General features: G+C 66.4%; 9 protein-coding genes. 6 read left to right on the top strand and 3 right to left on the bottom strand.

The features are described 5' to 3' along the window. Together glgX and sucT are read right to left on the bottom strand one after the other, a co-directional pair. Window positions 1-2,169 (bottom strand): glycogen debranching protein GlgX, encoded by a 2,169-nt coding sequence (gene glgX / locus AB0876_RS11795; protein WP_526042057.1) that lies wholly within the window; start codon window positions 2,167-2,169, stop codon window positions 1-3. Window positions 2,170-2,173: 4 nt separating this feature from the next. Further along, a complete protein-coding gene (gene sucT, locus AB0876_RS11790; protein WP_526042056.1) occupies window positions 2,174-4,354 on the bottom strand; it encodes an acetyltransferase SucT in 2,181 nt (726 codons plus the stop codon). Window positions 4,355-4,445: 91 nt separating this feature from the next. Here sucT and bioA point away from each other — a divergent pair, with 91 nt between their 5' ends. From bioA to AB0876_RS11765, 5 genes are all read left to right on the top strand, one after another. Further along, the gene (gene bioA / locus AB0876_RS11785; protein WP_491839141.1) at window positions 4,446-5,744 is read left to right on the top strand and encodes an adenosylmethionine--8-amino-7-oxononanoate transaminase; all 1,299 of its coding nucleotides are present in this window, start codon (window positions 4,446-4,448) and stop codon (window positions 5,742-5,744) included. 80 nt (window positions 5,745-5,824) lie between these two features. Further along, a complete protein-coding gene (gene bioF / locus AB0876_RS11780; protein ID WP_526042055.1) occupies window positions 5,825-6,973 on the top strand; it encodes an 8-amino-7-oxononanoate synthase in 1,149 nt (382 codons plus the stop codon). Beyond that, window positions 6,970-7,647, top strand: a complete 678-nt coding sequence (gene bioD / locus AB0876_RS11775; RefSeq protein ID WP_526042054.1) for a dethiobiotin synthase — start codon at window positions 6,970-6,972, stop codon at window positions 7,645-7,647. The genes bioF and bioD overlap by 4 nt, the downstream gene beginning before the upstream one ends. A gap of 1 nt (window position 7,648) precedes the next feature. Further along, window positions 7,649-8,167: a 2'-5' RNA ligase family protein gene (locus AB0876_RS11770; protein WP_526042053.1), complete on the top strand. Its 519-nt coding sequence runs from the start codon at window positions 7,649-7,651 to the stop codon at window positions 8,165-8,167. A gap of 56 nt (window positions 8,168-8,223) precedes the next feature. Further along, complete coding sequence (locus AB0876_RS11765) at window positions 8,224-9,762, top strand: HNH endonuclease signature motif containing protein (protein WP_526042052.1); 1,539 nt, start codon at window positions 8,224-8,226, stop codon at window positions 9,760-9,762. A gap of 23 nt (window positions 9,763-9,785) precedes the next feature. Here AB0876_RS11765 and AB0876_RS11760 read toward each other — a convergent pair whose 3' ends face one another. Beyond that, on the bottom strand, window positions 9,786-10,403 hold the full coding sequence (locus AB0876_RS11760; protein WP_526042051.1) for a TetR/AcrR family transcriptional regulator: 618 nt from the start codon (window positions 10,401-10,403) through the stop codon (window positions 9,786-9,788). A 96-nt stretch (window positions 10,404-10,499) separates the two neighbouring features. Here AB0876_RS11760 and bioB point away from each other — a divergent pair, with 96 nt between their 5' ends. Continuing rightward, a complete protein-coding gene (gene bioB / locus AB0876_RS11755) occupies window positions 10,500-11,507 on the top strand; it encodes a biotin synthase BioB (RefSeq protein WP_055113863.1) in 1,008 nt (335 codons plus the stop codon). The last annotated feature ends 9 nt before the right edge of the window (window positions 11,508-11,516 follow it).

Genomic DNA, 11,516 nt, shown 5'->3' with positions numbered 1-11,516 from the left:
TCAGGCCGTCTTGCGCAGGACGAGTAGTGAGCGGGCCTGTAGCGAGATCTTCTCGCCGGCGGCCACCACCAGATCGGAATCGCCCGTCGGACTGGCGGTGTCGAGGTCGCCGGTCCATTCGGCGGCATAGTCGCCGTTGGGCGTGACGAAATCCTGCTCGTGGTCATTGGCGTTGAAGCACAACAAGAACGTGTCGTCGACAACGCGTTCACCGCGGGCATTGGGGGCGGGGATGGAGTCGCCGTTCAGGAACACCGCGACACAGGTTCCCAATCCCGTGCCCCAGTCCTCCGGAGTCATCTCGGTACCGCCCGGAGTGAGCCAGGCGATGTCGCGGACCTGATCACCACTGCGGATCGGCTTGCCCTCGAAGAACCGGCGACGACGAAATGCCGCATGGCGCTTACGAAATGCCAGTACCTTGCGGGTGAACTCGAGGTGCTCGGCGTTGGTCTCCAGTAGCGACCAGTCCATCCAGGACAGCTCGGAATCCTGGCAGTACACGTTGTTGTTGCCCAACTGTGTACGGCCGATCTCGTCGCCGTGCGCGATCATCGGGGTGCCCTGCGACAGCATCAGCGTCCCCACGATGTTGCGCATCTGCTTGGCGCGCAAGGCCAGGATCTCCGGATCGTCGGTCGGTCCCTCGACCCCGCAGTTCCATGAGCGGTTGTGACTCTCGCCGTCGCGGTTGTCCTCACCGTTGGCCTCGTTGTGCTTCTCGTTGTAGGACACGAGGTCGTTGAGGGTGAACCCGTCGTGGCAGGTGACGAAGTTGATGCTGGCGCCGGGACGACGGCCGGTGGCTTCGTACAGGTCCGAGGAGCCGGTCAGCCGGGAGGCGAACTCGCCCAGAGTCGCGGGCTCGCCCCGCCAGTAATCGCGCACAGTATCGCGATACTTCCCGTTCCATTCGGTCCACAAACCTGGGAAGTTCCCGACTTGGTAGCCACCCTCGCCGATGTCCCACGGCTCGGCGATCAGCTTGACCTGGCTGACCACCGGATCCTGCTGGACCAGATCGAAGAACGCCGAGAGGCGATCTACGTCATAGAATTCGCGGGCCAGCGTGGAGGCCAGGTCGAAACGGAACCCGTCGACATGCATCTCCAGGACCCAGTACCGCAGTGAGTCCATGATCAGCTGCAGCGTGTGTGGGTGCCGGGCGTTGAGGCTGTTGCCGGTCCCGGTGAAATCCTTGTAGTACTCGGGCTGCCCGTCGAGCAGTCGGTAGTAGGCCGCGTTGTCGATGCCGCGGAAGTTGATGGTCGGACCGAGGTGGTTGCCTTCGGCGGTGTGGTTGTAGACCACATCGAGGATCACCTCGATGCCCGCGTCGTGGAACGCCTTGACCATGGTCTTGAACTCGGCCACCGCCCCGCCGGCATGCCGGGTGGCGGCGTACTGGAAGTGCGGCGCGAAAAAGCCAACCGTGTTGTAGCCCCAGTAGTTTCGCAGCCCGAGGTCGAGGAGTCGGTGGTCATGCATGAACTGGTGCACCGGCATCAACTCGATCGCGGTGATGTTCAGCGACTGGAGGTATTCGATGATCACCGGGTGGCTGAGTCCGGCGTACGTGCCCCGGAGTTCCTCCGGGATCCCCGGGTGGGTCTGGGTCATGCCCTTGACGTGTGCCTCGTAGATCACCGTGTCGTGATACGGCGTCTTGGGCGCCCGGTCGGATCCCCACTGGAAGAAGGGGTTGATCACCACGCTCGTCATGGTGTGACCGAGAGAGTCGACCGCGGGCGGGTTTCCGGTACCGGGAGGCTCGGCGTTCAGGTCGTAGGAGAACAGGGCCTGGCTGAAATCGAAGTCACCGTGAAACGACTTGCCGTACGGGTCGAGCAGTAACTTGCTGGGGTCACACCGATGACCGCTGCCCGGGTCCCACGGGCCGTAGACCCGGTACCCGTAACGCTGGCCGGGGGTGACCGTCGGTAGGTAGGCGTGCCAGACGTAGCCGTCGACCTCTTCGAGGTTGATCCGATGTTCGGTGCCGTCCTTCGCGATCAGGCACAGCTCGACGCGTTCGGCGACTTCGGAGAACAACGAGAAGTTGGTGCCGGCACCGTCATAGGTGGCACCGAGCGGGTAGGCCTCGCCGGGCCACACAGTCGACATCGGCGTGGGTGCTGACGAGGGCGGCACTGCAGATGACGGCGGCATGGGTTCACCACCAACCGGTGGCAACCGCCATCTGACGGCCCAGTTCGCCTGTCATCGTGCGCATATAGGTCGTCGAAATATGGTGAGAATCGTGGTACAGCAACACATTTCCCTCCACCACGCGGCAATAGTCCTTCCGGCACACCGCATCGCTCATGTCCAGTGGCTTGAGCAGAGGAAACCTCCCGACGAAATCCAGCGTGGGGTTGTGGTCGGAGAGTACCTTGGACCGCTCGATGCCGCAGGAGATGGAATCGCCACCGTTGGCCAGACAGTCGTAGGGAAAGTATGGCTTGCCGTTGCGGGTCAGCCACGGGGTGTCGCGCATTGCCAGAACCGGAATGTTGTTCTGGGAGAGGGTTTCCCAAATTCCGATGTAGGTGCCCGGCATGACGTCGCCGTCTTTGATGTTCCAGGGCCGCGTCGATGTGGTGAACACGAAGTCGGGGCGATCGGCGATGAGGTGGGACATCACCTTCTGGTTCCACTCATGGCATTTCGGATAGGGGCGGTTGTCGCCCATCACCAGCGGGGTTTCCTCGGTGGTGAGCGGGCAACCCATCTTGAGGTAGGTGACCACCTTGAAGTTGTGCAGGCGGCCCAGTAGATCGAGCGCGGTGATCCAGTGCTCGGCATGCGAGCCGCCGGCGACCGCGATGGTGCGCGCCGCGTTCTTGTCGCCGTAGGTGCAGTTGATCACGTCGGTGTTGCCGAAATCGCTGATACAGCCGTCGGTCGTGGACGCGGGCAGATCGTCCTTGGCTTCCAGCACCGTCGGGCGCATCGGCAGCTTGGGCACCCGGGCATGGTCGATCAGCGCGCGGGCCCCCGGGTAGTCGCGGGCCGACAGTCCGGACAGCTCCTTGCCGTTGGCGCGCTGCACGGTGACGTGCTCGCGCCAGGTGAAGGAGGTGGCCGTCAACGCGACACCGAGCAGTCCGACGATCGAGCCGAGAACGATGGTGGGCCGGCGCAGTCGGACTCGCCACGGAACGGCAGGCATGGACACAGTCTGGGTGGTGTCCTTTGCCTTCTTCTGCGAGCGCAGCGGCTCCTCGATGTAGCGGGTGGTGAGCCAGGCGAGCACGCCCGACACCAGCAGCACGATCGTGCCCTCGAGGAAGTTGGCGTGCGCGTGACCCGAGTAGGACAGCCAGAAGATGAGCAACGGCCAGTGCCAGAGGTAGAGCGAATAGGCCATCGAGCCCAGCGACACGAACGGCTTGGTCGCCAGCATCCGGTTGGGTGCAGGTAACCGCTGGCCCGCGCTCGGATCCTCGGACCGGTTTGCGGCAGCCAGGATGAACAGGACGGTGGCGCCGACCGGAACCAGCGTCCACGGCCCCGGGAACTCCTTGACGCCGTCGATCAACCATCCGCACGACAGGATCGCGGCCAACGACACGGTGGACAAGATCGTGCGCAGCCACATCGGCCACCGCACTGCCGGAACCAAAGCCCCGGCGAGTGCGCCGATCAGCAGTTCCCAGCCGCGGGCGAAGCTGTTGTAGTAGGCCGTCGCCTGATCGTTGTTGTGGGCGATGATCGCGTACACGAACGACGCGATGGTCAGGGCGCCCAGTAAAACGATGAATGCGGTGCGTAGGTGCCGCCCGAAGATCCGGCGGCCGAGGAAAGCGAACCCGAAGACCAGTGCCAGGAACGCCACGTAGAACTGCCCTTGGACCGACATCGACCAGATGTGCTGCAGCGGACTGACCGCCTCACCGGCGCGAAGGTAGTCCGCAGCGGTGTTGGACAGTTCCCAGTTCTGGTAGTAACCCAGGCTCGCCAGGCTCTGGTCAGCAAACGTTTCCCAGCGGGTCTCGGGTTGCACGAGGATCGTCAGCACGGCGGCTGCGGCAAGCACCACAACCAGGGCTGGAAGTAGGCGCCGAATCAACCGGATCAGTTCGGGAACAGGCAATAGCGGTGCTTCGGAGTTGAGCGCGATCCGCAGGAGTTTGCCGCCGAAGAAAAATCCGGACAGCGCCAGGAAAACGTCGACACCACCGGAAACCCGCCCGAACCAGATGTGGAACATCGCCACGAGGGCGATCGCGATACCGCGCAGTCCGTCCAGATCGTGGCGGTAGAAACCTGATGCACGGGTGCCCATGACTGCGTGCGGAACGGAACCGGATTCGGTGCCGGGCTCCGTCCGGGGGGCGTCAAGGGTTTTCATGGTCGAGGCCAATTTACCTAACATCGGCCCGCCGCTCACATTTCGGATGCGTGCGTCACACCCTGTGAGCAAAGGGCTAGGCTGCCCGACTGTGCCTGAGCTGACACCGGCGCAGATCAGCGCCATCGACGCGGCGCACATCTGGCACCCCTACAGCGCCATGGATGCGGACGTGTTGCCGCCGGTCGTCGCGGTCGGGGCCAAGGGCGCGTGGCTGACTGTGATCGACCCTACCGACGGCGCACCGCTCGAGGTTCTCGATGCGATGGCGTCCTGGTGGACTGCCGTACACGGGCACGGACACCCGGTGCTGGACCGTGCCATCAACAACCAGCTCGCCACCATGAACCACGTCATGTTCGGCGGTCTGACCCACGAACCGGCCGCCCGGCTGGCCCAGCTGCTGGTCGACCTCACCCCCGCGCCCCTGGAGACCGTGTTCTTCAGCGACTCCGGGTCGGTGTCGGTCGAGGTGGCGGTCAAAATGGCGCTGCAGTACTGGCGCAGCGTCGGCCGAGAGTCCAAGCACCGTCTGATGACCTGGCGCGGCGGCTATCACGGCGACACGTTCACCCCGATGAGCGTGTGCGATCCCGACGGTGGCATGCATTCCCTGTGGACCGACGTTCTGGTGCCCCAGGTGTTCGCACCGCCCGTGCCCGCCGACTACGAGCCGTCCTACAGCGAGGCGTTCGAGCGGCAACTGGCCGAGCACGCCGATGAGCTCGCCGCCGTGATCGTCGAACCTGTTGTGCAGGGTGCCGGGGGAATGCGGTTCCACGACCCGCGGTACCTCGCGGACTTGCGGGCCATCTGCGATCGCCACCATGTGCTGCTCATCTTCGATGAGATCGCCACCGGATTCGGCCGCACCGGAAAGCTGTTCGCCGCTGAGCACGCCGGGGTGAGCCCGGACATCATGTGTGTCGGCAAGGCGATGACCGGCGGCTACATCACCCTGGCGGCCACGCTGTGTACCCGTGAGATCGCACGGACGATCAGTGCGGGGGAGCCCGGTGCCCTGATGCACGGGCCGACGTTCATGGCCAACGCGCTGGCCTGTGCGGTCGGTGTCGCCGCGGTGGAACTGCTGGTCAGCAGTGACTGGCCGGCCCGGGTGGCCGAGATCGAGGCGGGCCTGCGACAGGGACTCGAGCCGGCCCGCGCCCTGCCCGGCGTCGCCGATGTGCGGGTGCTCGGCGCCATCGGCGTGATCGAGATGCGCGAGCCGGTCGACATGAAGGTGGCGACGCTGGCGGCGTTGCGGCACGGGGTATGGCTGCGTCCGTTCGGCAAGCTGGTCTATGCCATGCCGCCCTTCATCTGCACGCCTGCGGAGGTGGAACAGATCACCGCCGGCATGGTCGGCGTCGCTCGTGCACTAACCTGAACGGTGTTCAACTGTCGGCACCGCCGACGTGTTCAACTGTCGGCACCGCCGACGTGTTCAACCGCAGCGAGGAGCCCACCGTGACGCGCACCGATCTATCACCGCTGGCCTGGCTGGCCGATGTCGAATCACAGCGCAGGCAGGCCGGGCTTCGTCGTGAGCTGCGAACCCGCCCCGCTGTGGCGACCGAATTGGACCTGGCCTCCAACGACTACCTGGGGCTGTCGCAGCACCCGGAGGTGCTCGACGGCGGCATCGAGGCACTGCGCACCTGGGGTGCCGGCGCCGGCGGATCGCGGCTGGTCACTGGAAACACCGAGCTGCACGAAGAGTTCGAGACCGCGCTGGCGACCTTCGTCGGCGCCGAGTCGGCATTGGTCTTCTCCTCGGGTTACACCGCCAACCTGGGTGCCGTCGTCGCACTGAGCGGTCCCGGCTCGCTGCTCGTCTCCGATGCCCTGACCCATGCCTCGCTGGTCGACGCCTGCCGGTTGTCCCGTGCGCGGGTGACCGTCACGCCGCACCTCGACGTTGACGCCGTCGATACCGCGCTCTCGTCGCGCACCGAGGACCGCGCGGTGGTGCTGACCGAATCGGTGTTCAGCACCGACGGCGTGCTCGCGCCGCTGCGCGAACTGCACGCGGTCTGCCGCCGGCACGGTGCGTTGTTGCTCGTCGACGAGGCACATGGACTCGGCGTGCGCGGTCCGGGCGGGCAGGGTCTGTTGTACGAGTCCGGCCTCGCCGGAGCGCCGGACGTGGTGATGACGACGACGCTGTCGAAGGCGCTCGGCAGCCAGGGCGGCGTGGTGCTCGGCCCCGAGCCGATCCGCGCCCACCTGATCGACGCGGCCCGTCCGTTCATCTTCGATACGGGATTGGCGCCGGCGGCAGTCGGTGCGGCGGCGGCCGCTCTGCGGGTGCTGATCGCCGAACCCCAGCGAGCGCAAGCAGTTCTGGACCATGCCGCCGAGCTGGCCCGGATCTCCGGGGATACCGCGGTGCCCGATTCCGCGGTCGTCTCGGTGATCCTCGGTGAGCCGGAGGTCGCGGTGGCTGCTGCGGCCGCGTGCTTGGACCGCGGTGTACGGGTGGGCTGCTTCCGGCCACCGACGGTTCCCGAGGGCACCTCACGTCTGCGCTTGACGGCCCGGGCCTCGCTGACCGCCGACGAGATGGATCTGGCCCGTCAGGTGTTGACCGAGGTTCTGTCGGAGGCCCGGTTGTGAGCACGCTGGTCGTCACCGGGACCGACACCGGCGTCGGCAAGACCGTGACGACCGCCGCGCTGGCCTGCGCGGCGCGGCTGGCCGGGCTCGATGTCGCGGTGTCCAAGCCGGTGCAGACCGGAACCGTGGACGGTGACAACGACCTCGGTGAGGTGCACCGGCTGTCCGGGGTCGGCAATCTGCACGGCGGATGGCGGTATCCGGAACCGCTGGCGCCGGTATCTGCCGCGGAGCGTGCCGGACTTCCATTGCCGACGCGTACCGAGTTGGTGGACGCGGTGCGAGCCGCCGAGGTTCCCGGCGGGCTGACCCTCGTCGAAGGTGCGGGTGGTCTGCTGGTCGAGCTGGGGGCTGACGGCGTCACGCTGCGTGATCTGGCTGTTGATCTCTCCGCTACCGTCCTCGTGGTGGTCTCCCCGGGGCTGGGAACGCTCAACCACACCGCGTTGACATTGGAATCACTTGCAGGGCAAGGAATTACCTGCGCCGGTCTGGTGATCGGGGCGTGGCCGGAGAACCCCGGCGCCGCCGAGTCCGGAAACCGGGTCGCGCTGGCACGGTTGGCGCCGGTGCGTGCAGTACTGCCCGCAGGAGCGGGCGGGGCGAGCGCCGAGGAGTTCGAGAAGCTCTGCGCCGACGCCTTCGATCTGAACTGGCTGACCGGCCTGGCTTGAGATGGTCCATTCCGTCGAGCTGGTATTCGACCCGGACACCGAGGACACGGTCCGGCGGATCTGGGATGCGCTGCGCGACGCCGACATTCCGAGCCAGGCGCCCGCCAGCAGGCCGCACGCGACGCTGACCGTCGCCCGACACATCGACGCTCAGGCTGACGTCGTGCTCACCGACCTCGTCCACCGGTTCCCGCTGCAGTGCCGGCTGGGCGCGACGCTGATCTTCGGGCGCTCGGCCGGAGTATTGGCGCGGCTGCTGGTCCCGACGGAGGAGCTGCTCGAGATCCAGGCCGAGGTGTATCGACTGTGCCTGCCGTTCATGGACCCGACTCCCATGCCCCACACCGAACCGGGGAACTGGACTCCGCACGTCACGCTGGCCCGGCGGATCGCTCCGGGCCGGCAGACCACCGCTGTGCGGATCGCCGGGCGACCCGCCGAGATCATCGGTCAGGTGGCCGGGCTACGTCATTGGGACGGCGACAAGCGCCTGGATCACCCGATCGGGAACTGCCCCTAGGTCTGTCCGGCCCGAATTCGCCCGCAGCGTCGGTGGGTGGTGGCATAATCGAACACATGTTCGACTCACTGTCTGATGTGGAGCTGATCGACAAGGTCAGTGCTGCTACGCGGGCCGAGTCGGTGGCGATCGCCGGACGGTTGGCGGCGATCGGGGCGTTGGACAGCCTGCGTGAACAGGAACTGGCCGACAGCATTTTGTGGCGCACCGATCCGTTCGAAGAGGTTTCGGCGGAGGTTTCGGCGGCGATGCGGATCAGCCGGGGCCGCGGCGGTACCCAGGTACATCACGCTCGGGTGTTGCGCGACAAACTGCCACAGGTGGCAGCCCGCTTCGCCGTCGGCGATATCGACTATCGGGTGGTGCGGATGATCATCGCCCGCACCGAGACCACGGACCGCGCGGTGTGGGCCGGGCTGGACGCCGAGTTGGCTGCGCGGGCGCCTCAGTGGATGCGGTTCTCCGAGCGGCAGTTGCGGGATCGGATTGATCAGTGGATCGCGAAACTCGATCCGAACGGGGTCCGGGTGCCGCCGGATCTGGCGCAAGACCGGTTTGTGCAGGTCGATCCGGGCAGCCCTGGTCAGGCCACCATCGTGGCCAATGTGGATGCCGTTGACGGGGCGGCGTTCGATCAACGCCTGGATGCGTTGGCGGACACGGTGTGTGAGCATGATCCGCGCAGCCGGGAGCGGCGCCGTGCCGATGCGATCGGGCCGTTGGCGCGGCGGGAGGCCCAGTTGACCTGCCGGTGTGGTCGGGATGATTGCCCGGCCGCCCACAAGCGTGCGGCGGCCGATGCGGCGGTGGTGCACGTGCTGGCCGAGCAATCCACTCTCGATGGCAGCTCGCAGAATCCGGGGTATCTGCCTGGGCATGGCATCCTGCCCGCCGAATCCGTTCGCGACCTGGCGGCCACGGCCAAGATCAAGCCGGTGCGGATGCCTGCAGCGCCTAAGACTCCGGCCGAACAAGGCACGGTGTCTGACACGGTTGAGTCGACCGAACCGAGCGGTTCGCCTGAGGCGCCGATCGAACCCAGCGAGTCCGCCGCCCCCGAGGGGGCTGAGCCGGGGTATCGCCCGTCGGTGGCACTATCGGAGTTCATCCGCTGGCGCGATCTGACGTGTCGGTTCCCCGGTTGTGACGCCCCGATCGCCCGGTGCGACATCGACCACACCGTGCCCTATCCGGCGGGCCCGACGCATCCATCGAACACCAAGCTGTACTGCCGGGCCCATCATTTGGTGAAGACGTTCTGCCCCGGCTGGTCGGATCGTCAATTACCTGATGGCACAGTCGAAATCACCACACCCACCGGCCACACACATGTCACCGAACCCCACGGCGCGGGTATGTTTCCCACCCTGGGCCAACCCACCGGGGACCTCAACCTGTCCGTACCCGAAGCCCCCAACGAGAATCCGCACCGGGCCGGGAAGATGCCCAAACGCTCACACACTCGCGAGCAGGACCGCCAAGAACGCATCGCCGAAGAACGACGCCTACGCGCCGAATTCAACAACGACCTCGACGTCGAACGCCAATACCAAGCCTGGCTCGCCGAAGAATATGGACCACCACCGCCATTTTGAGGCGGCATTCTGAGCTGCCCGGATCAATTCTCGCTACGCTGCCGGCCATCGCGGCCGGAGCTGAGTGCGCTGGCGCCCCGTACTGCCACACCGTCCACGAGCAACTGCAGGCCGAAGGCGAACTGCCGGGAGGTGTCACGGGTGAGCACCGACTGCTCGTCGGCCAGCGCGCCCGCGGCGTCCCACTGCAGACGGGACTGTTCGTCGGCGGTGAAGCCGAGCACGAAGTACAGCAAAGTGCGAGCAGCCAACTCGTCGTCCGGCGATGCCACACCGGCCCGCTGGGCGGCGTCGGCGAGTTGGGCCACGATCTCGATGGCCAGCTTTGACTGCCCGGCCGCGAAGCTCGATGACACCAGTTCGGCGCCGTCGGTGTGCGACAGCAGTGCGTCGCGCAGCGCCACACAGATCTCGTGGATCCGGCCCGGCCAGGACGGCGTCGTGGAATCAGTGCTAGCAGGCTGCAGGATGCGGTCGGCGACGGCGCCGAGCAGTTCCTGTTTGTTGGCGAAGTGCCAGTACAACGCGCCCGGACTGACGTTGAGCTCACGGGCCAGGCGGCGCATCGTCAGGTCGGCGATGCCGTAGTTGTCGAGGATGGCCGTCGCCGCATCCACCACGTCGGGTTTGTGGAGTTGCACACCGTTACCCTAGCCTGAACGGTGTTCAATTGTCGGCCCGGCCGACGTGTTCAATTGTCGGCCCGGCCGACCCCATGATCCACAGGAGGACTTTCGGTGACGCAGGCAGCCGTAGATGTACTGGGCGTAGCTCGCGAGCAGGTTCTGGAGCGTGGCGTCGGCCTCGACAAGGACCAGACGCTGCAGGTGCTGCAGCTGCCCGACGACCAGCTCGAGGAACTGCTGGCCCTGGCCCACGAGGTCCGGATGAAGTGGTGTGGCCCCGAGGTCGAGGTCGAGGGCATCATCAGCCTCAAGACCGGCGGCTGCCCGGAGGACTGCCATTTCTGCTCGCAGTCGGGTCTGTTCGCCTCCCCGGTGCGTAGCGCCTGGCTCGACATCCCGAGCCTGGTCGAGGCGGCCAAGCAGACCGCCAAGACCGGCGCCACCGAGTTCTGCATCGTGGCCGCGGTGCGTGGCCCCGACGAGCGCCTGCTGGCCCAGGTCGCCGCGGGCATCGAGGCGATCCGCAACGAGGTCGACATCCAGATCGCGTGCTCGCTGGGCATGCTGACCCAGGAGCAGGTGGACCGCCTCAAGGACATGGGCGTGCACCGCTACAACCACAACCTGGAGACCGCACAGTCGTTCTTCCCCAACGTCGTCACCACCCACTCGTGGGAAGAGCGCTGGGGCACGCTGGAAATGGTGCGCGAGGCCGGCATGGAGGTCTGCTGCGGCGGCATCCTGGGCATGGGCGAGACGCTGGAGCAGCGCGCCGAGTTCGCCGCCAACCTGGCCGAGCTCGACCCGCACGAGGTGCCGCTGAACTTCCTCAACCCGCGCCCGGGCACACCCTTCGGCGATCTCGAGGTGCTGCCTGCCTCTGAGGCCCTCAAGGCGGTGGCCGCGTTCCGGCTGGCGCTGCCGCGCACGATGCTGCGCTTCGCCGGTGGCCGCGAGATCACCCTTGGTGACCTCGGCGCCAAGCAGGGCATCCTGGGCGGCATCAACGCCGTCATCGTCGGCAACTACCTGACCACCCTGGGCCGTCCGGCCGAGTCGGACCTGGAATTGCTCGACGATCTGCAGATGCCGATCAAGGCGCTGAACGCCAGCCTGTAGAACTGGTGG

This window comes from Mycobacterium sp. NPDC049093 (genome assembly GCF_040704635.1).
GTDB lineage: Bacteria > Actinomycetota > Actinomycetes > Mycobacteriales > Mycobacteriaceae > Mycobacterium.
Note: the sequence above shows the minus strand (reverse complement) of the source record. Positions and strands in the feature narration are given on the sequence as shown.

What these genes read in the sequence shown, in the direction of transcription:
- glgX (WP_526042057.1), bottom strand. Translation starts at nt 2,169, where the DNA reads ATGCCGCCGTCATCTGCAGTGCCGCCCTCGTCAGCACCCACGCCGATG.
- sucT (WP_526042056.1), bottom strand. Translation starts at nt 4,354, where the DNA reads ATGAAAACCCTTGACGCCCCCCGGACGGAGCCCGGCACCGAATCCGGT.
- AB0876_RS11770 (WP_526042053.1), top strand. Translation starts at nt 7,649, where the DNA reads ATGGTCCATTCCGTCGAGCTGGTATTCGACCCGGACACCGAGGACACG.
- AB0876_RS11765 (WP_526042052.1), top strand. Translation starts at nt 8,224, where the DNA reads ATGTTCGACTCACTGTCTGATGTGGAGCTGATCGACAAGGTCAGTGCT.